This window comes from Mesorhizobium sp. P2_A8 (assembly GCF_056404935.1).
The window spans coordinates 155,029-176,322 of record NZ_JBFUDB010000008.1 but is presented as its reverse complement, the minus strand read 5'-3'; the positions used below and the strand labels follow the sequence as shown (position 1 = coordinate 176,322).

General features: G+C 60.1%; 18 protein-coding genes and 1 tRNA gene. 13 read left to right on the top strand and 6 right to left on the bottom strand.

What is annotated here, in order from left to right; translation table 11 throughout:
* Nucleotides 1-23 precede the first annotated feature (23 nt).
* Nucleotides 24-905: a 4-hydroxy-tetrahydrodipicolinate synthase gene (gene dapA / locus AC1D10_RS23615; RefSeq protein ID WP_477276105.1), complete on the bottom strand. Its 882-nt coding sequence runs from the start codon at nucleotides 903-905 to the stop codon at nucleotides 24-26.
* A 233-nt stretch (nucleotides 906-1,138) separates the two neighbouring features.
* On the opposite strand from dapA, the gene AC1D10_RS23610 reads away from it, so the two are divergent.
* A complete protein-coding gene (locus AC1D10_RS23610; protein ID WP_477276103.1) occupies nucleotides 1,139-3,169 on the top strand; it encodes a lytic transglycosylase domain-containing protein in 2,031 nt (676 codons plus the stop codon).
* A 158-nt stretch (nucleotides 3,170-3,327) separates the two neighbouring features.
* Entirely contained in the window at nucleotides 3,328-4,227 is a 900-nt protein-coding gene (locus AC1D10_RS23605) for an alpha/beta fold hydrolase (RefSeq protein WP_477276101.1), read from the top strand.
* A 58-nt stretch (nucleotides 4,228-4,285) separates the two neighbouring features.
* Here AC1D10_RS23605 and AC1D10_RS23600 read toward each other — a convergent pair whose 3' ends face one another.
* The gene (locus AC1D10_RS23600) at nucleotides 4,286-5,368 is read right to left on the bottom strand and encodes a tyrosine-type recombinase/integrase (RefSeq protein WP_477276099.1); all 1,083 of its coding nucleotides are present in this window, start codon (nucleotides 5,366-5,368) and stop codon (nucleotides 4,286-4,288) included.
* Nucleotides 5,369-5,608: 240 nt separating this feature from the next.
* A complete protein-coding gene (locus AC1D10_RS23595; RefSeq protein WP_477276097.1) occupies nucleotides 5,609-6,739 on the bottom strand; it encodes a porin in 1,131 nt (376 codons plus the stop codon).
* A 450-nt stretch (nucleotides 6,740-7,189) separates the two neighbouring features.
* On the opposite strand from AC1D10_RS23595, the gene AC1D10_RS23590 reads away from it, so the two are divergent.
* Both AC1D10_RS23590 and AC1D10_RS23585 read left to right on the top strand, forming a co-directional pair.
* Nucleotides 7,190-7,280 (top strand) — tRNA-Ser (locus AC1D10_RS23590).
* 149 nt (nucleotides 7,281-7,429) lie between these two features.
* Nucleotides 7,430-8,623 carry a porin gene (locus AC1D10_RS23585; protein ID WP_477276095.1) on the top strand — a complete coding sequence of 398 codons (1,194 nt, stop codon included), beginning with the start codon at nucleotides 7,430-7,432 and terminating at the stop codon, nucleotides 8,621-8,623.
* Between the two features lie 283 nt (nucleotides 8,624-8,906).
* On the opposite strand, the gene AC1D10_RS23580 is transcribed toward AC1D10_RS23585, so the two are convergent.
* The gene (locus AC1D10_RS23580) at nucleotides 8,907-10,574 is read right to left on the bottom strand and encodes a tetratricopeptide repeat-containing sulfotransferase family protein (RefSeq protein ID WP_477276093.1); all 1,668 of its coding nucleotides are present in this window, start codon (nucleotides 10,572-10,574) and stop codon (nucleotides 8,907-8,909) included.
* A 293-nt stretch (nucleotides 10,575-10,867) separates the two neighbouring features.
* Nucleotides 10,868-12,535, bottom strand: a complete 1,668-nt coding sequence (locus AC1D10_RS23575) for a tetratricopeptide repeat-containing sulfotransferase family protein (RefSeq protein WP_477276091.1) — start codon at nucleotides 12,533-12,535, stop codon at nucleotides 10,868-10,870.
* A 118-nt stretch (nucleotides 12,536-12,653) separates the two neighbouring features.
* On the opposite strand from AC1D10_RS23575, the gene AC1D10_RS23570 reads away from it, so the two are divergent.
* The gene (locus tag AC1D10_RS23570; protein ID WP_477276089.1) at nucleotides 12,654-13,766 is read left to right on the top strand and encodes a pyridoxal phosphate-dependent aminotransferase; all 1,113 of its coding nucleotides are present in this window, start codon (nucleotides 12,654-12,656) and stop codon (nucleotides 13,764-13,766) included.
* A 129-nt stretch (nucleotides 13,767-13,895) separates the two neighbouring features.
* Here the strand turns inward: AC1D10_RS23570 and AC1D10_RS23565 are convergent, their stop codons facing one another.
* Complete coding sequence (locus tag AC1D10_RS23565) at nucleotides 13,896-14,888, bottom strand: bifunctional helix-turn-helix transcriptional regulator/GNAT family N-acetyltransferase (RefSeq protein WP_477276087.1); 993 nt, start codon at nucleotides 14,886-14,888, stop codon at nucleotides 13,896-13,898.
* 167 nt (nucleotides 14,889-15,055) lie between these two features.
* Here AC1D10_RS23565 and AC1D10_RS23560 point away from each other — a divergent pair, with 167 nt between their 5' ends.
* The 8 genes from AC1D10_RS23560 (at nucleotide 15,056) to AC1D10_RS23525 (ending at nucleotide 21,256) form a co-directional block, all read left to right on the top strand.
* The gene (locus AC1D10_RS23560) at nucleotides 15,056-15,340 is read left to right on the top strand and encodes an acylphosphatase (RefSeq protein ID WP_477276085.1); all 285 of its coding nucleotides are present in this window, start codon (nucleotides 15,056-15,058) and stop codon (nucleotides 15,338-15,340) included.
* 66 nt (nucleotides 15,341-15,406) lie between these two features.
* Complete coding sequence (locus AC1D10_RS23555; protein WP_477276083.1) at nucleotides 15,407-16,066, top strand: TetR/AcrR family transcriptional regulator; 660 nt, start codon at nucleotides 15,407-15,409, stop codon at nucleotides 16,064-16,066.
* Between the two features lie 63 nt (nucleotides 16,067-16,129).
* A complete protein-coding gene (locus tag AC1D10_RS23550) occupies nucleotides 16,130-17,293 on the top strand; it encodes an isovaleryl-CoA dehydrogenase (RefSeq protein ID WP_477276081.1) in 1,164 nt (387 codons plus the stop codon).
* A 4-nt stretch (nucleotides 17,294-17,297) separates the two neighbouring features.
* Entirely contained in the window at nucleotides 17,298-18,200 is a 903-nt protein-coding gene (locus AC1D10_RS23545) for a DUF1444 domain-containing protein (protein ID WP_477276079.1), read from the top strand.
* 11 nt (nucleotides 18,201-18,211) lie between these two features.
* A complete protein-coding gene (locus AC1D10_RS23540) occupies nucleotides 18,212-19,819 on the top strand; it encodes a carboxyl transferase domain-containing protein (RefSeq protein ID WP_477276077.1) in 1,608 nt (535 codons plus the stop codon).
* A 1-nt stretch (nucleotide 19,820) separates the two neighbouring features.
* Entirely contained in the window at nucleotides 19,821-20,348 is a 528-nt protein-coding gene (locus AC1D10_RS23535; protein WP_477276075.1) for an O-acetyl-ADP-ribose deacetylase, read from the top strand.
* Between the two features lie 119 nt (nucleotides 20,349-20,467).
* On the top strand, nucleotides 20,468-20,839 hold the full coding sequence (locus AC1D10_RS23530) for a hypothetical protein (protein ID WP_477276073.1): 372 nt from the start codon (nucleotides 20,468-20,470) through the stop codon (nucleotides 20,837-20,839).
* 45 nt (nucleotides 20,840-20,884) lie between these two features.
* Entirely contained in the window at nucleotides 20,885-21,256 is a 372-nt protein-coding gene (locus AC1D10_RS23525; protein ID WP_477276071.1) for a hypothetical protein, read from the top strand.
* Nucleotides 21,257-21,294 lie beyond the last annotated feature (38 nt).

Here is a 21,294-nt window from a genome sequence, read left to right as displayed (position 1 = left end):
TGTGGAGAGGTGGCGCCTCATCCCTAGTTTATCAAGCCGGCGTGCTTCATCGCCGCATCGATCTTGTCGGCGGTCGACTGTTCGACCGTCATTAGCGGTGAACGCAACACGTTCTCGACCTTGCCCAGCGTCGACAGCGCATATTTTGCGCCGGAAACGCCGGGCTCGAGGAAGATCGCCTTGTGCAGCGGCAGCAGGCGATCCTGCAAGTCCAGCGCCTTGGCGCTGTCGCCGGAAAGCGTGGCTTCCTGGAATTCGGCGCAGAGCCGCGGCGCGACATTCGACGTTACCGAAATGCAGCCGACGCCGCCATGCGCGTTGAAGCCGAGTGCCGAAGCGTCCTCGCCCGAAAGCTGGATGAAATCCTTGCCGCAGGTGGCGCGCTGCTCGGAAACCCGCTCGACCTTGCCGGTGGCATCCTTGACGCCGATGATGTTCTTGAAGTCGTGCACCAGCTGGCCCATCGTCTCCGGGCTCATGTCGATGACCGAGCGCGGCGGGATGTTGTAGATGATGATCGGCAGGCTGGTCGCCTTGGCGACAGCGGCGAAATGCGCGTAGAGGCCGCGCTGCGTCGGCCTGTTGTAATAGGGCGTAACGACGAGTGCGGCGTCCGCGCCGGCCTTCTCGGCATATTGCACCAGCCCGACCGCTTCCTCGGTGTTGTTGGAGCCTGCGCCGGCAACGACCGGAGTCCGGCCCCTGGCCACCTCGATGCACACCTTGACGACATGTCGGTGCTCGTCATGCGACAGCGTCGGCGACTCGCCGGTGGTGCCGACCGGGACCAGGCCCGTCGTGCCCTCGCCGATCTGCCACTCGACGAACGCGCGAAAGGCTTTCTCGTCGAAACGCCCGCTCTTTTCGAACGGTGTCACGAGCGCAGTAAGCGAGCCTCTCAGCATGTCGTCCAACTCCTTGGCACTTCTGGTTTTGTTGTGCGCGCCTTCTAGCCGAAAGCGAAGCGGCGCACCATAGTCTCGACATTGTTGCGCGGCAAGCATTGCCATGGTGCCAGCAAGCGCAATTCGAACGACCTCGATAACTCTTTGTTTACGGGCTCTTCACGACCTAAGTTTAGGCTTCGAGGCCTCCGCGCCTGCTGGTAGAATACCCGGACGACGAAAGACATAAGACCATGCCGGCCAGTCGGCCTCACCTCTTCGCGCTGCTTGGCGCCACGCTCGCGCTTTTGCCGGGCATGGCGATCGGCGGCAGCGTCGAAGTGCAGGTCGCCTCGGCCCTCCCGATGCCAGGCCTGCAGGACAGGACGCAACAGGATGCCTCGCCCAGCGTCGCGCTGCTGAAGAGCGGGCTGGATGCGCTGGCGGCCGGCGACATTCCCGGCACCCGTGCCGTGCGTGATGCCCTTCCCGGCCACTCGCTCGACCAGCATATCCTTGCCTGGGCGATCGCGCTTTACGGCGGCGACAAGGTTCCGAGCGGCGATATCGCCGCCGCCGCGAAGATGCTGCCCAACTGGCCGGGCACCGTTGCCTTGCGAAAGAACAGCGAGCGCGCGCTCTACCGCGAGAACCCTGCCCCGGACATCGTCATTCGGGCGTTCGACGGCAGCCAGCCGCAGACATTCGAAGGCGTGATGGTTCTCGCCCGCGCCTATGTGGCGTCGGGCAATGCCAAGGCGGCGCGTTCAGTGCTGTCGCCATTCTGGCGCACCGCGATCCTGGAGGCCAGGGACGAGACAGCGCTGATCAAGGAATTCGGCAGCCTGATTCCGGCCGCCGACCACCGTTTCCGCATGGAGCGCATGTTCTATGCCGACCGGGCGAATTCCGCACAGCGCGTCGCCGGTCTCGCCGGCGCCCAGCAGCTTGCAGATGCCTGGGCGGCGGCAGACCGCGGCGACAAGAATGCACCCAAACTGCTGAAGGCGGTGCCGGCGGCGCAACGTTCGGCCGGCTACTTCTTCGCGCAGGCCGAATATCTGCGCAAGCAAGAGAATTTTGCCGACGCCGCGGCTGTCGTGATGCAGGCACCAACCGATCGCGAGGCTTTGGTCGATCCGGATGCCTGGTGGGTCGAGCGCCGGGTCTTGTCGCGCGAGCTGGTCGACCAGGGCGACATGAAGACGGCATACCGGATCGTCGCCACGCATGCCGCCGAAAGTGCCACCAATGCGGCGGAGGCCGAGTTCCATGCCGGCTGGTATGCGCTGCGTGGTCTGAACGACCCAAAAACCGCGGCAACGCATTTCGCGCGCATCGCCGACCTTGCCCAGGGACCGATGACCCTGTCGCGCGCCTATTACTGGCTCGGCCGTGCCGCGGAAGTCGGTGGCCCGGGCAATGCCAAGGACTATTTTGCGCGCGCTGCCGCCTACGGCACGACATTTTACGGCCAGCTTGCCGCCGAACGCGTCGGCCGGCAGGCGCTCAACATCGCCTACCCGCAGCCTGACGCCGCCGACCGGCAGAATTTTGCCGGCCGCGAGGCCGTCAGCGCCATCAAGCGGCTGCAGGAGGCCGGCTACGACCGCTATGCCGAAACGCTCTATCGCGACCTTGCCGGGCAGTTGACCAGCCCTGGCGAACTGGCGCTGCTCGCCGTTCTTGCAGAAAAGCAAGGCAACCATTTCATGGCGCTGAAAGTCGGCAAGATCGCCGGGGCGCGCGGGATCGATGTCGGCGCGCTGTCGCATCCGCTCGGCGTCATTCCCGATTCGGCCAATATTTCCGGTTCGGGCAAGGCGCTGGCCTATGCGATCGCCCGCCAGGAAAGCGAATTCAACATCGGCGCCGTGTCCAGCGCAGGCGCGCGCGGGTTGCTGCAGCTGATGCCGGGCACCGCCAAGCAATTGGCGAAGAAGGCCGGATTGCAATTCTCGCAGACACGACTGACCACCGACGCCGGTTACAACGCGACGTTGGGCTCGGCCTTCCTTGGCGAGCAGCTCGATCGCTTCAACGGCTCCTATGTGCTGACCTTCGCCGGCTACAATGCCGGTCCCAACCGTGCCAGCCAGTGGGTCGCGAAATACGGTGATCCGCGCGGCAAGGACATCGACGCCGTCGTCGACTGGATCGAGCGGATTCCCTACACGGAAACAAGAAGTTACGTGCAGCGCGTGATGGAGAATTACGAGGTCTACAAGATGCGTATTTCCGGCAAATACGACATCGTCGGGGATCTTGTGAACGGACGTAGCTGACCGAAGCAGACCGCTCGAGAGGCGACTTCGCCGAAGCCGCCAATTTCGCCCTTTGCACGAGATTGGCCGCCCCACCCAACGCAGCCCAATTTGACCCCACCTTCCCTCAGCTGTAGCTGTCGAGAAACAATCCGGCGACGGGAAGGGACAGAATCCAGATGTCGAGTACTGAAGGTTTTTCCGACTTTTTCTACAGCGCGCCGGATGGGCTAAAACTTCACGCGCGCGTCTATGGAGAAGCGAATTCCGGACACTGGCCAGTCGTCTGCTTGCCCGGCCTGACCCGCAACGCCCGGGATTTTCATGAGCTGGCGCTCTATCTTTCGGCCCGAGCTGCGGCTCCGAGCAAAGTGGTTGCCTTCGACTATCGCGGGCGCGGACAGTCGGCCTACGATCCCGACATCGGTCATTACAATGTCGGCGTCGAAGCCGGCGACATTCTCGCCGGGCTTGCGGCATTGGAAATAGAGGCGGCCGCCTTCATCGGCACATCACGTGGCGGGCTGATCATCCATGTGCTCGGCATGATGCAACCGGCTATGCTGAAAGCCATTGTTTTCAACGACATCGGGCCGGTGCTCGAGCCTGCCGGCCTTGCCCACATTCAATCCTATCTCGAACGCGCGCCGAAGCCCAAGACCTTCACCGACGCAATGGATGCCCAGCGCAGCGTTCACGGCCAGGATTTTTCCGCACTCACCGAGGCGGATTGGGCACGGATGGTACGGGCGCTCAACCGCGAGACGGATCAAGGCCTGATGCCGGATTTCGACCCGAAGTTGGTCGACACCGTTGCAGGTCTCGACCTGACGCAGCCCTTGCCGTCGCTATGGCCGCAATTCGACGCTTTGGGCGCGATCCCGTTGCTCGCCATACGCGGCGCCAATTCGCGATTGCTGTCCACAGGCACGTTGCAGCAGATGCGCGAGCATCATTCCATGATGGAGACGATCACAGTCGAGGGCCAGGGCCATGCGCCATTCCTCGAGACCGGAAGCCTGCCCCACGACATCGCGGCTTTTTTTGATCGAGCCGAGCGACAGTACAGCCAAAAGTAAACCCCAAGACCAAAAAAGGTCTTGGGGTCGTCGCAACAGTATAAGCCAGCCTTCCGGCCTACTTGGCTTTTGAACTTTTCCGAGGCGCTTTCGGCGAGGCCGCAGCTGCTTCGTCCCTCTGTTTCCGTACCGCCGTCGGGGATGAAGGCGCGGTCACGGGCGACGAAGACACGGAGGCTTCGCCGCCGCTTGCCGGTTGATCGCTGCGAGGCGTTTCCAGGACAACCACACAGCCGTCGAGATCATTGGTAGCCAGATGGGCATAACGCATGGTCATCGACAGAGTCTGGTGGCCAAGCCACATCTGCACACGGCGGATGTCGATGCCGCCCTGGACGAGACGCGAGGCGCAGGTGTGGCGCAATATGTGCGGTACCACCTGATCGTCGGCGCCAAGGCCAACTTCGGCCTTCGCATCGTTCCAGATGGCGCGGTATTGTGCCTGGCTGAGCTTGGTGAACGGGCCTTTGGGCCGGCGGCCTTCAGTGGCTGGCAGCTTGATGACCTCCTTGACCCGCTCGGTCATCGGAATGGTGCGGCTGCGGCCGGATTTGGTGATCCAGAAACTGACGCGGTGTTCCTGGATGTCGTTCCAGATCAGCCCAAGCGCCTCACCGAGACGGCATCCGCTATCGACCAGGAAGACTGAAAGCCTGTAGGCATCCTCGCTACGGCTCCTTATGGCAGCAAACAGCCGTGCCTCTTCGTCCCTCTCCAGGAAACGAATCCGCCCCGCCCGCTCCTTCTGGCGGCGGAACTCGGGCAGGCTGTGGATATCTCCCATCTTATGAGCCTTGCGCAGCAGTTTGCTGAGGGCAGCCATCTTTCGATTGATGGTTGCGTTGCTGTTGCCGCGCTGGCGCAAGGTACCAATAAGGTTATCCAGGGTACTCTGGTCGAAGGCGCTGAATCGCTCCCCAAGGAGAAGCTCATCTATCTCGCCGATGAAAGAGCTGACATTGTATTTATGCCGCCCATCATCCCATAGTATGTCCCGGTACGCTAAAAAAAGCTCTCCGACCCGGTACGACTTTACTTCTCTGATCTTGTTGTAACTATATCGTATCTTGGAATTCTGAGAAGAAAACATCGAAAATTGATCGGAGGGCTCACCCTCTTGAATCGCTTCGGTCGTCATCATTTGCCACACCCCCGAGTGGGATAGATCAGCCCTATCCGCTTGGAGGCGTCCTTTCAAGAGATTTTAATCACGCGGTTGTGATTTCACCCGCCCATCAACGGATCCCACGAAATCGTCCCACGGACCTATTCAGCTACCGATTCCCCCTGTTCCTTCTGTTTGCCTTGACCCAGTCACGAAACAAAAACAGCCCGGGCGTTTGTGCGCCCGGGCTGGATTTCACCTCTAAGGAACCAGCCCTTAGAACGAGCGCTGGAAGCGCAGGATACCGCCGATGGCGTCGTCGTTGCCAGCCGGGATACCCGTCCAGTTGGAGTCGCCTTCATTGACGTAGTCGACTTCGGCCGTGACCGTGAGGCCCGGAACGATGTCGTAGGCGATGTTCGCCGCGACGCCGAGGTTCTTGTCCTCGTCATACGACACCTGAGCGTTGAGCGAGGTCTTCTCGTTGACCTTGTAGGTAGCACCGCCCCACACTGCCCAGTTGCCGCCCCACGGCTTGTACATGCCGCGACCGCCAGCCGGGAAATTCAAGCTCGCGTCGGTGAGGTTGTCATCGGTGCCGTAGCCGGCCATGATGAACAGCGAGATAGCGTCAGACGCGTTCACGTCCAAGCGAACCTTGCCCGAGACTTCTTCGTAGTTGCTGTCATAGGCGATGACGCCGGTGACAGCGCCCCAGCCCTGCGTCCACTTCACGCCGCCGACGACGTGCGGAACGTAGCTGTCGATCGTGTATTTTCCATAGCCTTCTTCGAGCGAGACGACGGCGGAGAAGCCGTTGCCAGCATCGAAGTAGTACTGGATGACGTTGGTGTCGAAGCCGCCGTAAGGAACGAGCGTATCCTGGATGACGTTGCCGGCATAACCGATGAACGTATCGTAAGCCGATTCGTCCTTACCGACGCGGAGACCACCGAGCTGGATCCAGGCGAAGTTCAGCGAAACAGCTTCGTTGCCGGCTTCGTTGAGATAGGGGCTCGTATCAGCGCCGTGGTTGCTGAAGTTGAAGCGCGTCTCGGTGAAGGTCTTCAAGGTGCCGAGTTCGGTTTCCTGGCCGGTCCAGGTCTTCAGCGTGAAGCGGGCCCGCTTGCGCCAGGTGTCGTTGCTGTCGAAGTCCATATGATCTGCGCTTCTCGCGCCATCGAACGAGCCGATGTCGCCGCCGCTGATGTCATAACGGATATAGCCGCCGATGCGCAGGCAGGTTTCGGTGCCGGGGATGTAGAAGTAGCCAGCGCCGTAGACGTCGCAGATCTTGACGTATTCAGCGGGTTCCGGCTCGGCGACGACGACGGCGTCGGCGGCGCGCGCACCGGAAACTGCGAGCAGAGCCGCAGCGGAGCCGAGGAGAAGGCTCTTAATGTTCATTTTCTGACCTCCAGTCAAAAGTTAAAAAACGGGTCTGGGTATTCTTTGCTGAAGGACAGCGTTCCCTGCCCCATCCCCACTACCGAAAAAGATGCGCACCGCGCCGCTCCTTCGAAATCGACATTACCCATGAGCCGGCGGCGTTCAACCACGATCGTACCGGCGAAAGGGCTGTTCGGCTGCTATCCCCTGGCGTTGTTGCACAAATGACACGATTTGGCCTCACTCAGAAAGCTCTCGTTAACCTTCGGCCCTTTGCAACCCCTTGTTTGCCGGCGAATCCGGCGATCGGCCGACGGAATCATGGCAAGGCCCCGAGTCGCCCGCCAGGAAACTGCCGCAGAACCGCCATATCGGGGAAAAGCCGCAGCTCGGTGCGTTGTTATTTTTCCATATAATGATGCGGGCTTGTTGATTGTGCCGGCGCTTTTCTTTATCCAGCGGCGCAACGGAGAGGTGGCCGAGTGGTCGAAGGCGCTCCCCTGCTAAGGGAGTAGAGGTCAAAAGCTTCTCGTGGGTTCGAATCCCATCCTCTCCGCCACTTTTGCCGGCTTCGAAGGCGGACTTCCAACAATTACCCCATAAAAACAGATAGATAGCCGGATATCTGGCTGGCGGCGTCGCGCGATTCGGCGCTAAAATGCACTGAGAACACCGATGTTTTGTTCGATTCTGACTGGAGGTCAGAAAATGAACATTAAGAGCCTTCTCCTCGGCTCCGCTGCGGCCCTGATCGCAGTTTCCGGTGCGCGCGCCGCCGACGCCGTCGTCGTCGCCGAGCCGGAACCCGCTGAATACGTCAAGATCTGCGACGTCTACGGCGCTGGCTACTTCTACATCCCCGGCACCGAAACCTGCCTGCGCATCGGCGGCTTTATCCGTGAGGACATCGGTGTGGGCGATGCCGGCTCGTTCGATGGCGTCAATCACGTCCCGGACCACATGAATGCCGGCGACGACCACTCGAGCTACTGGAAGCAGACCCGCTTCACGCTGAAGACCTGGACCGGCCAGGAAACCGAGCTCGGCACCTTGAAAACCTACACCGAGCTTCGCTTCAACTTCGGCAACAACTACGGCGACTTTGGCGATAATTCCGGGCCCGATGGTACGACGAATCCCAACCGCAACGGCAGCGGCTGGCAGGCGGGTAACAAATCCTATGCCTTGGAATTCGCCTATATCCAGCTTGGTGGCCTGCGCGTCGGTGCCGACGAATCGGCCTTCAATACGTTCATCGGCTACGCCGGCAACGTCATCAACGACACGATCGTCCCGTACGGCGGTTTCCAGTCCAACGTCATCCAGTACTACTTCGACGCCGGCAACGGTTTCTCGGCGGTGGCCTCTCTGGAAGAAGGCTCCGGTGAGGTTGGCACCATCGATAGCTATGTTCCGCATGTCGTCGGCGGCGTGAAGTACACGCAGGGCTGGGGTGGCATCTCCGGTGTCGTCGCTTATGACAGCAACTACGAAGAAGTCGCCGGCAAGGTCCGCCTGGACCTCAACGCCACCAGCGACCTGTCGTTCTTTGCCATGGCCGGCTACGGCTCGGATGACAACCTCAACGACCCGAACAACAACATCGATGCACGCGGCCGCGGCTTCTACAAGCAGTGGGGCGGCAACTGGGCGGTGTGGGGCGGTGGCACCTACAAGTTCAACCCGAAGACCTCGTTCAACCTCCAGGCGTCGTATGATGACTGGAAGGACATCGGCGTCGCTGCGAACGTCGCCTATGACATCGTTCCCGGCTTCACGGTCACGGCCGAAGTCGACTGGCAGCGCGTCGGTCAAGGCGCCATCGACAACAACTCGGTGTGGGTTGCCGCGACCAAGAAGGACAACGTTGGCGGTCTCCTCCGCTTCCAGCGCTCGTTCTAACAACGTTCGACTTGTCGAAATCGAAACCCGGCGGGCAACCGCCGGGTTTTTCTATTGAGTTGCCCGGGGAAATGCGTCTCCTGATGCGAGGCTGAGATCTTGGTGCCGGGATGAACAGCCGCACTGCCGCGTAGTTTCGCAAAATTGCAAAACCGCCGACAGAGCCCAGGTTTGTTGCCACAACGAGCCGCTCCCCGGCTGCAGCACCGGGAGCCAGGAATTTGTCAAAGCGGCCGGGGCACTCAACGCAATCTTGCCGGCGTCCAACGCAAGCGTGCCTGGGTCAGTTCCCAGCCAAATCACCCAAGGCATCGACCAGCGGCTGGATTGCGCTGCCATAGCTCTTCCAGCGATTGACGGACGAGGTGTAGATCGGTTGTCGAACCTGCCAGCGGCTGAATGTGTTCACCGAACCGCCCTTGTCAAAGAATCGCAAGCAGGCGTCGTCCCAAGGCAGACCCAAATGGTCTACCAACCGGCGCGATCGCCCTTCCTGGTCGGCGACCATGTCCTCATAGCGGTTCCGCAGGATTTGCCCGGGAAAAACCCTGTCCCAATGACGCATAAGCCGGTCGTACTCGCGATAATACAATCCGAGTGTATGGAGATCGGCGTTATAAACGTTGTCCTCATTGAAATTCAGAAAATAACACGAGAGGCAGTTGTCAACAGCATCGCGGCGACAATGAATGATACGTGCGTTGGGAAACAACACCCTTATGAGGCCAATAAGCTCGAAATTGTGGGGCAGCTTGTCGACGATCCGCCTAGCATCCGGGGATCTTTGCCTGATATGGGTGAGATATTCTTCGGCTAGCGATTTCGACTGATCGACCGTCATTTCCAGGATCGATCTTCGGAGTTCCTCCGGCGAGTGCGTTTTGGGGGCGAGCCTGTTTGTGATCCGACGAAGCTTTGTCAGCTCGCCAGCTCCATGGACATCGGGGTGACTTGCAAGAATTTGCTCGGTCAAAGTGGTACCCGAACGCGGCATGCCAAGCACGAAGACAGGCACTTGCGAAGAGCTTCCATGCCCCGCCTTGGCAGCCAACATCTCCGGGCTGAACAATTCAATCATGAAATCGACGCTGCGGCGGTAGGACTCTATGTCGAAGCGATATGTTGAAAGCTTTTTTGCCTGCTGGAAGTGATCCATCGCTTCGTCATAGCGCCTGACATCATTGAGGACCTTCCCCGCCGCATGATGGAGTTGCTGTATGCTTTTCCTATCGAGTGTGGCATTTTTCAACTCGGTCAGAATGGATTTCAGTTCCGCCGGCTCTTCGGCGAATTTTCGTATGCTAACAAGGCCGTTGTAGGCTGCTGCGATACCCAGGCGATGGCTGATCGCCTCATTCAAATACGTTGTCGCCTCATCCATGCGGCCGAGGCTTACAAGGGCATTGGCCAGCCCCATTCGGACAAGAGGATGGCTGCCATTGATTTTGAGCGCCTTCTCATAAAGCGGCACCGCGAGATCGGCCTTGCCGAATTCTGTGTAGGCGCGGCCAAGGGCACACAGCGCTTCGACCCAGTCCGCCTTCAGATCGCAAGCAAGCTCAAAATGTCTGATTGCATCCGAATGTTCACCGACTTTCAAATAGGTTTTGGCCAACGTCAGCTGATAGTGCGGATTTTGAGGTGCTTCCCTCACCGCCTGCAAAAAATGGCGAATCGCCTTCTCGTCATCCAAATCGAGCGCGAAGGTTCCCAGCAAATACAAAGCAAGGGAATGTCGAGGAGTATCAGCCAATACACGCTGACACAGCGCCTCCGCCTCCGGCAACCGATTCGCTTGCTGAAGTTCGAGTGCCTGCCTGAGCAGCGCGTCATCGGCCTGCGCGCGCGACAGCGGCTTCGCTTTCGACTGGACAATTTTCGGCTGCGGGATTTTCGGTCCAGAGGACGTTTTCAGATGTTTGGACCAGGCGGGAGGCAGTCGATTGTTCATCGTATCTGGCTAGCAAAAAGAGCCGAAGGAATCCAGCGCATCACGGATCCGCCTCGCTGCAACTCGCCTTGACCATGCGGTGCTGCAAGCTGCAGTCCTCTGTCTTGACTTTGATACAGCCTTGGCGCCGAGGTCGCAGACGCGTTGCGCTTTAGAGCGGCTCATCGTTTCACGGAAACCCAGAGCCACTCTTTCTCTTTTTCTTGACGCAATTCCGGATGGAAAACCGCTTCACATTCTTCCCGGAATTGCTCTAGCGCCCGCAAACCGCGTCTCCAAATTGGAGAATGGAATTATTTGTCCGCCAGGTCGCCCAATGCATCGATCAGAGGCTGGATCTCGCCTTCGTAGTTTTTCCAGCGCTTGACGGACGATTTGTAGATCGGTTGACGAACCTGCCAGCGGCTTGGCGTGTTGACCGAACCATCCCTGTCGAAAAAGCGCAGGCAGGCGTCGTCCCAGGGCAGCCCGAGATAATCTATAAGGCGACGGGACTGTGCCTCCTGATCCTCGACCAACGTTTCGTACTGATTTTCGAAGATCCGGCCCGGAAAAATCTCGTTCCAATGCTGCATCAGGCGGTCATATTCGCGATAGTACAGGCCGAGTGCCTTCAGGTCGGTGTTGTAACTGTGGCCCTCGCCGAATTTCAAGACAAAGCAAGAGACGCAATTGTCTATGGCGTCACGGCGGCAATGAATGATGCGCGCGTTGGGAAAGAGAACGGCGATAAGACCGATCAGTTCAAAATTATGAGGCATCTTGTCCACGATCCGAAGCGCGGAAGGTGCCCGCTCCCTCAGATAGGTCAGGTGCTCTTCGGCCAACGTCCTGGACAGGCCTTTTGTGATCGACGCCATAGCCTGGTTCAAACGTCCGGCCGATGACTTTTTGAGTTCGATCGCATTTGCGACTCGTCTAAGTTTGCTCAGTTCCCCTGCGCCATGCACATCGGGATGACTGGCGCAAATCTGTTCGGTGAGCGTCGTTCCCGAGCGAGGCATACCGACCACGAACACAGGAACTTCCGAAGGATTTCCGTAACCCACCCTGCCAGCCAGCATCTCGGGCGTGAAGGTCTCAATCAGCGAGTCTATCCAGCGACGGTATTGGTCGATGTCGAAGTTGCGGCCCGAGGCCTGTTTGGCCTTTTTGAAATGGCCGAACGCATCCTTGTAGCGCTTCAGGTCGTTCAGCACCTTGCCGGCCGCCAGATGGAGCTTCTCCAAGCCGTCCGGATCAAGCTTGGGACTGCCGAGTTCACGAAGGATGGATTGGAGTTCCTTTGGCTCTTCGGTGAACTTTTGCGTCTGTACAAGGTCGTTGTAGGCAGTCGGCACCGCGATGCGACGTTCGATTGCTTCCTTGAGATAGACGGCGGCCTCGTCCATGCGCCCCAGGCTGCTGAGCGCGCTGGCCAGCCCTGTCCGCACCTTGGGATGATCGCGATTGATCTTCAGCGCCTTTTCATACAGCGGCAAGGCCATCTCGGGTTTATCAAACTCGATATAAGCACTCCCCAATGCACAAAGCGCTTCTACGAGGTCCGGCTGCAACTCCAAGGCATACTGCATATGCTCGATTGCTGGTGAATATTCACTGACCTTCACATAGGCCGAGGCCAAGCCAAGGTGGTAGTAGGGGTTTTTTGGCTCCTCGCCCAGCGCTCGCGCGAAATATCGCAAGGCCGCCTCATCGTCGTAGCCTAGGCACACGGTCCCCAAAATATACAGGGCGAGTGGATGGTTGGGCGTGCGCGCCAGAACCTGGAGACATAGGTCCTGAGCTTCATCAAGCCGTTTGGCCTGCTGAAACTGATACGCCTGCTGCAGCAGCGCGTCGTCTGCCTGTGCTCGCGAAAGCGAATTCACCTTCGGCAGATTTGGCTGCGGGAATTTGGGTTTCGGCCCGGTTTGGACCTTCAGGTGCTTGGACCAGGCTGGCGGGAGACGATTGTTCATTGCGCCTCGCTAGCAAAAAGAGACGCAGGAATCCAGCATTACGGTTGCAGGCCGCGGCAACTTGCACCGACCATGCGGGCAGGCTAGCAAGAAGGCCCTTTTCAAATGAGCTTCCGTCATGCACCAACGCCCTCCCCTCACGCCGCTTGTCGCAGCGCTTCCCTCGACCGTGCCGTTTGTTGGCCCCGAAGCGCAGGAGCGCGAGCGCGGCCGCGCTTTTCGTGCGCGCATCGGCGCCAATGAGAGCAGCTTTGGCCCTTCGCCGCGCGTCATCGAGCGCATGGCCGGAATTGCCCGCGACATGTGGATGTATTGCGATCCCGACAATCACGACCTGAAGGTGGCGGCCGCCGCGCACCACGGCGTGAAGGTCGAAAACGTCGTGGTCGGCGAAGGCATAGATGGGTTGCTCGGCCTGGTGGCGCGCATGTATGTGGCGCCCGGCGATGCCGTGGTCACGTCACTCGGCGCCTATCCGACCTTCAACTTCCATATTGCCGGTGTCGGCGGGCGCCTGGTCACGGTTCCTTATGAGAACGACAGGGAAAGCCTGGACGGCCTGCTCACTGCCGTGCGCAAGGAGAAGGCGCCGCTGGTCTATCTGTCCAATCCGGACAACCCGATGGGCAGTTGGTGGGAGGCAAGCGAGCTCATCCGCTTCATCGAGGCGTTGCCGGAAACCACCATGCTGGTACTCGACGAGGCCTATGGCGAACTTGGACCGGCCTCGGCGCTGCCGCCGATCGATATCTCCAGGCCAAACGTCATCCGCATGCGCACCTTCTCGAAGGCTTATGGGCTGGCCGGCATACGCTGCGGCTATGCGGTGGCCGAGGCGCAGGTGATCCGCGATTTCGAGAAGATCCGCAACCATTACGGCGTCAGCCGCATGGCGCAGATCGCCGGCGTCGAGGCGCTTGCCGATCAGGATTATCTGCAAAGCGTGGTGACCAGAGTCGCGGCCGGCCGCCGACGCATCGCCAGCATTGCCGAGGCGAACGGGCTGAAGCCGCTGGCCTCGGCAACCAACTTCGTCACCATCGACTGCGGCGGCGATGGCGCCTTCGCGCTGAAGGTGCTGCAGGGCCTGCTGTCACGCGACATCTTCATCCGCAAGCCGATGGTGCCAGTGCTCGACCGTTGCATCCGCGTCAGCGTCGGCCTCGATCATGAGCTGGACATTTTCGCCGAGGAACTGCCCGGCGCGCTGGCGGCAGCGCGAGGGAATTAGAGCCTGTTCCATCCCGATGGAATCGGGATGGGGCTCCATTTTTTCGTTGAGCATGATGTCGGACAAACGGTTTCCGTTTGTCCGAGATCATCGGTACCCACTTTTCGGGACAATGCTCTCAGGCCCGACCTACAAATCCAGCTCCCAGGTCTGGCCGGTCAATTCCTTGCCGAAACTGCGGTGGTGCTCCTCCGAGACCAGCCTGAAGCCGGCACGCTCGTAGATCGCGCGCGCCGCGACGAGGATGTCGTTGGTCCACAGCACCAGCCTGATGTAGCCGCAGGCGCGGGCCTGGCTCACGCACTCCGCGACCAGGCGCTTGCCAATGCCCAGTCCGCGCGCCGCCGCCTCGACATGCAGCATCCTCAGCTTTGCCACCTTGTCGTCTAGGTGCACCAGGAACACCGCGCCAACCGGCTCGCTGCCGCGTTCGGCGATCCAGCAGAAATCGCGGCCGGGCACGAAATTGCGGATGAAATCGGCACCGATCTCGGCGAGCATGGCTTCGAACTCGATATTCCAGCCATATTCATCGGCGTAGAGCTGGGCCTGCCGCTGCACGACCCAGCCGACGTCGCCGACGCTGTGCGGCCGCAGCGTCACCGCGTCATTCTCGCTGGCGGGATCACCCAGCAATTCCCCAGCCTTGCGCAAGGCGCTGCCCAGTTCGTGCAGCCTGTCGTCGGGGACGCTTTCGATCAGCCGCGCCGTATCCCGATCAGCCGCCGCCTGAAGCCTCGCAAGAGCGGCCTCGCCCCTGGGCGTCAGTGATAAAACCCTTCGGCGCCGATCGGCCGGATCCGTTCGAGCCTCGGTCAGCCCCTCGCCGGCAAACTTGCGCAGGATTCGCGTCAGATAGGCGGCATCGACACGCAATTGTCTGGCGATTTCGGAAGCCGCCGGACCGCCCTCCAGCCGAAAAGCCCCGGCCAGGAAACCGCGTTCGCCGGAGATTTCGACCGAAGCAGGGTTGCTGTGGTGGCCCAGCTCAAACAGCACGCGCGCCTCGGTCAAGGTGAACGCGCTCTGCGTCAGGGTTTCGTCGAGAAGGCCGACGGTGCGGGTGTAGAATCGGTTGAAGTGGCGGATCTGCGCCACCAATGCGTTTCTTTCGTCCAACATCTGCATCCAACTCCCGACAAGGGCTGGTTCCAATTTCCAAAAATTAATGGACTGAGTCAATTAATTTTCAAAACCAGAAGCCCAGCTATTGCGTCGTGCATGCAGTTCTCAGGTTGCATTCCCTGCGCCATGCGCCAGATTCCAAGGAGACGGGCTAGGAGAGATTCATGGCTGGTCATCGCAGGGAAGTGCGGGCGCGCGTCTACGGCAATGTGCAAGGCGTCGGCTTCAGGATCTGGGCTCGGGGCGAGGCCACCAGCCTTGGCCTTGCGGGATGGGTCCGCAATGAAGCGGACGGGTCGGTGACGACCCAGATTGCAGGCCTCGACGAAGCGGTCTCGACAATGATCGGGCGCCTCTGGAAAGGGCCGTCCGAGGCTTCGGTTTCCAGGGTCGACGTCGAGGAGTTGGCACCCGGAAACACTTTTGTTGGCTTCAGGATTGTTGCATGACGATGGATTGGTTTGACTTGAATTAATTGAACGTTCGTTTTATTATCGTCCCGTGAAGGGGCTGACATGGCGCGCACGACCGGATCCGATGGCGAAAAGACCGAAGCAGCCGCCCGCGAGGCGGCCGTCAATCTGATCGCGCGTTTTGGCTACGAGGCGATGTCGATGCGTCAGCTCGCCGCCGAAGTCGGTGTCCAGGCAGCCGCGCTCTATCGCTATTTTCCGACCAAGGAAGAGCTTCTGTTCACGCTTATGCGCGAACACATGGAAGAGCTGACTGAAGCCTGGGAAACCGCCCGCCCTGCCAGCGCGGATCCCGTGCAGCGGCTCTCAGCCTATGTCGAAAACCACATTGCTTTTCATATCGAGCGTCGGCACGCCACGCATGTGTCGAACATGGAATTGCGCAGCCTGTCGCCCGACAGGCTGACACAGATCCTGCGGCTGCGCACAGCCTACGAAAAGGAGCTGCGCGCGATCCTGCGCGACGGCGCCGAGGCAGGCGTCTTCAACATCGACGACACCGGACTGACGGCCATGGCGCTGATCCAGATGATGACCGGCGTCATCGTCTGGTTTCGCCCCGGCGAGCGGCTTTCGATCGCAGAAGTGACGTCGACATATCTTTCGATGACAATGCGCCTGGTTGGAGCAGGAACCGACAGCGAGACGACCCATGGCACCGTGCGCGCCTTCGGACGCGCCAGAGACGCCGCGGCACCTTGATTTCGCGTATGTTCCTTCGAAGATCGAGAGGGATCTTCGAGGTCATGCGCCAGGAGGAAAAGCATGTACACGAACACGCTCAGCTTCGGGCATGACGAGGATATCGAGGCGCTGCGCGACATGGTGCGGCGCTTCGCCCAGGACAGGATCGCGCCGGTCGCCGCCGACATCGATCGCTCGAACGAATTCCCGGCGCATCTGTGGCGCGAACTCGGCGCGCTCGGACTGCTCGGCATCACCGCCGACCCCGATTTCGGTGGCAGCGGCATGGGCTATCTTGCGCATGTCATCGCGGTCGAGGAAATCTCGCGCGCCTCGGCATCGGTCGGCCTCTCCTACGGCGCCCATTCCAACCTCTGCGTCAACCAGATCAACCGCTGGGCGACCACGCCGCAGAAGGAGAAGTTCCTGCCGCCACTCTGTTCCGGCGAGCGCGTCGGCGCACTGGCGATGTCGGAATCCGGCGCCGGCTCGGACGTGGTCTCGCTCAAGCTGCGCGCCGAAAAGCGCAACGACCGCTATGTGCTCAACGGCACCAAGATGTGGATCACCAACGGGCCGGACGCCGAGACATTGGTCGTCTATGCCAAGACCGATCCGGAACGGAAATCGCGCGGCATCACCGCGTTCATCGTCGAGAAGGCGATGGCCGGGTTTTCCGTGGCGCAGAAACTCGACAAGCTCGGTATGCGCGGCTCCAACACCGGCGAACTTGTGTTCGAAAATGTCGAAGTGCCATTCGAAAACGTGCTGCACGAGGAAGGCCGCGGGGTCGAAGTGCTGATGTCGGGCCTCGACTACGAACGCACCGTGCTCGCCGGCGGGCCGATCGGCTTGATGGCAGCGTGTCTGGACGTGGCGATCCCCTATGTGCACGAACGCAAGCAGTTCGGCCAGGCAATCGGCGAGTTCCAGCTGGTGCAAGGCAAGCTTGCCGACATGTACACGACGCTGAACGCCGCGCGCGCCTACGTCTACGCCGTCGCCGCCGCCTGCGATCGCGGCCAGACCACCCGCAAGGATGCCGCCGGCTGCGTGCTGTTTGCCGCAGAAAAGGCAACGCTGATGGCCCTCGACGCCCTCCAGCTGCTGGGTGGCAATGGCTACATCAACGACTATCCGACCGGCCGGCTTTTGCGCGATGCCAAACTCTACGAGATCGGCGCCGGCACCAGCGAGATCCGCCGCTGGCTGATCGGGCGGGAAATCATGGCGGAGGGGGCGTGAGCGAATGCGGGGCCTGGCGAAATACCTTGGAACGCTGGCGCGAACCATGGTCGCGCTGGTTTCGCTGTCAGGATTGGCAGGGACGGCGCATTCCGAGGAGCTCAAATTCGAAGATGTTGCGGCGCTACGCGCTGAAGTCATTTCACGTCTAAAAGCGGACCATCGCATCAGGGAAGCAGTGCCCGATCCGAACGACCCGGCGCGCGTCAACGTGATCAGAGCAATCGCAGCTGAGAACAAGCCGGACATTCTTTTGGATGTCACAAATCTGCTTGGTCGAATACGCGGCCTTTCCGCAGCGGACACCAAGACTGAAATCCAGCGCTTTATCAACGCTCTTGTGTTTGCGAACACGGCAAGCAATTTTGACCCAGCGGACTTAATCGCAAATATTCGGCCGCGCGAATATGTCGACGCGCTCAACCAAATCCAGGGCGAGGACGATTCAGGACCGGTGTATGAAGAGTTCGTAGGCGATCTGGTGATTTTGTATCAAATCAATAGCAAGGATGCGCTTAGTTCTATGTTGTGGTCGAGCGTGGGAGGCCGCACCCTCGAAAAACTTCGTCAGATCGCTCTCGACAATATCAACAGAAAACTCAGTAACATTCGAGAAGACAGGCTATCTGACGGGGTATCTACATTTATCATGGAGGGCGACGAAGCGATTTCCCCGGCATTAATTCTCACTGAAAAATTCTGGTCTCGCGTAAATTTTCACTTTCCCGAAGGAGCATTTGTTGCAATCCCTCGCCGCGACTGCATTTTCGTTTTCGACAAAAGGCAACCAGACGCCACCCAGATCGCCCGCAAGGTAATCGATATGGCGTTCAAAGACGGAGCTGATCTTCTCTCCGAAGACATCTTCGAGCGGCAAAACGGCAAATTGCAAGTCGTGGCCGAGTAACAGGATCGCCAATGGCCACGCTTCAGTCCCAGATCTCCCCGTCCTCCGAGACCTTCCGCGCCAATGCCGAGCGCATGCGGGCCTTGGTCGCCGACATTGCGGACAAGGCGGCAAGCGTCGAGCGCGGCGGCTCGGACGAGGCGCGTGAGCGCCACGTTTCGCGCGGCAAGCTGTTGCCACGCGAACGCCTCGCCCAACTGCTCGACATCGGATCGCCCTTCCTCGAGATCGGCCAGTTCGCGGCATGGTCGATGTATGGCGAGGAGATCTCGTCGGCCGGCATGATCGCCGGCATCGGCCGCATCGAAGGCACCGAGGTGATGGTTGTCGTCAACGACGCCACGGTGAAGGGCGGCACTTATTATCCGCTGACCGTGAAGAAGCATCTGCGGGCGCAGGAGATCGCGCTGCAGAACAATTTGCCTTGCATCTATCTCGTCGACAGCGGCGGCGCCAATCTGCCCAACCAGGACGAAGTGTTTCCCGATCGCGAGCATTTCGGCCGCATCTTCTACAACCAGGCCAACATGTCGGCGGCCGGCATCCCGCAGATCGCCTGCGTCATGGGGTCCTGCACGGCGGGCGGCGCCTATGTACCGGCGATGTCCGACGAGACGATCATGGTGCGCAACCAGGCGACCATTTTCCTCGGCGGACCGCCGTTGGTGAAGGCGGCCACCGGTGAAGACGTCAGCGCCGAGGACCTCGGCGGCGCGGACGTACACACGCGGCTGTCCGGCGTTGCCGACCACTATGCGCTGGACGACGACCATGCCCTCGCCATCTGCCGCCGCATTGTCAAAAACCTGAATCGAAACAAGACCGTAAGCCTGAACTTACAGAGATCGATTCCGCCGCTTCATCCGGCGGATGAGCTTTATGGCATTGTGCCGACCGATCTGCGCCAGCCCTATGACGTGCGCGAGGTGATCGCGCGCATCGTCGACGGCTCGGAATTCGATGAGTTCAAGCAGAACTACGGCACCACGCTGATCACCGGATTCGCCCATCTCCATGGCATGCCAGTCGGCATCATCGCCAACAATGGCGTGCTGTTTTCCGAAAGCGCGTTGAAGGGCGCGCACTTCATCGAATTGTGCTGCCAGCGCAAGATCCCGCTGGTCTTCCTGCAGAACATCACCGGCTTCATGGTCGGCAGAAAATACGAAGCGGGCGGCATCGCCAAGGATGGCGCCAAGCTGGTGATGGCGGTTGCCACCGCCAGGGTGCCGAAGGTGACCGTCATCATCGGCGGCTCGTTCGGCGCCGGCAATTACGGCATGTGCGGCCGCGCCTATTCACCGCGGTTCCTGTGGATGTGGCCGAACGCCCGCATCTCGGTGATGGGCGGCGAACAGGCGGCGACGGTGCTGGCCATGGTCAAGCGCGAAGGCATCGAACGCAAAGGTGGCGAATGGAGCGCCGAGGAGGAGGCAAAATTCAAGAAGCCGATCCTGATGAAATACGAGCATGAGGGCCATCCGCTCTACTCGTCCGCCCGTCTTTGGGACGACGGCATCATCGACCCGGCCAAGACACGCGACGTGCTGGCGCTAAGCCTGTCCGCCGCGCTCAACGCCGAGATCGACGAGACGCGCTTCGGCGTGTTCAGGATGTGACATGAACGACCGTGCGCGGATTGAGGTTCACACCGGCGACATCACCAAACTGGCCGTCGATGCCATCGTCAACGCCGCCAACTCCTCGCTTCTCGGCGGTGGCGGGGTCGATGGCGCGATTCATCGCGCGGCCGGCCGCGAGCTCGAGTTCGAATGCCGCATCCTGAATGGATGCAAGGTCGGCGAAGCCAAGATCACCAAGGGCTATAAACTGCCTGCGCGATACATCATCCATACGGTCGGGCCGGTCTGGCAAGGCGGCAGCAAAGGCGAAGCCGAATTGCTGGCCTCCTGCTATACCAGTTCGCTCGAACTCGCCGCCGCCAATGACTGCCGCACGGTGGCGTTCCCGGCGATCTCGACTGGCGTTTACCGCTACCCGAAAGATGAGGCGACGCAGATCGCCGTCGACACGGTCAGCACGTTCATCGAGAAACGAACAATGCCGGAAACCATCACTTTTTGCTGCTTCGACGACCAAACGGCGGAACTATACCGGCAGGCCGTTGCTGCCCTGCGAAAAGGCTGAACTCATGGACCAACCGATTCATCAGCAAAGGCAAGCTCGAATCTCCGTCACCGAACTGGTGGTGGGGAAAAATATTCGCTACTGCTCATCCTGCTCAGTGCAACGGGGACAGGGTGGAAATGAAACTGAAATATTGCCTCAAGTCGGCCGCGTCGATACTTGCAGGATTTCTAATATTGACGGTAACCAACATCAGTTCGGCGGAATCGCTCGCGGGAAGCAAGGGCCATGTCCGCTTCCCGGTCTATCGAGCGCCGGGTTCGACAGGAGGCTGCGGCAAGAATTACAACGAATATATCGCAGCGCGCGGCCATTCCGCCTACGCAATGACGCCATTCAACTGGTCGACGGAATACACGATCTGCGGTGTCTCCCTGAACGCACCGTCGCAGCAAGCGGCGGAGGCCAAGGCATTGAAATCCTGCCAAGCGGGTCTGAAAAAGTGGAAGGTTTCCACAGCCGGAGCCTGCAGTGTCGCCGCATCAAAATAGGCGAATACCGGTCAGCTTTGGCATTTTCAAAATGGGTGGGACAAAATGAGATCCGCATACATCAAAGGAACAATCCTATCGCTGGTTGCAGGGCTGCTTCTGGGCACGGCACCCGGCGTCGGGGTGGCCGGGTCGCTGGCGGGAAGCAAGGGCGATACCCGCTATCCTGTTTACTTCCCGGCTGGCACAAAGGGGGACTGTGGGAAAGGCTACAATGCCTATGTCGCGGCCGGCGGTCATTCCGCCTACGCTTCCACCCCGATCGCCCGGATGACAGAGTTCTTCATCTGCGGCGTCCACCTGAATGCCAAGACCCAGAAGGCAGCGGAAGACCTGGCGTTGAGATCATGTCAGGGAGGTCTCAAGAAATACAAATTCCAGACCAGCGGCGCCTGCAGCGTCGCTGCTTCCAAATAGGCAGGCGCCCGCCAGACTGGCGCCGCCCGAGGCAAACC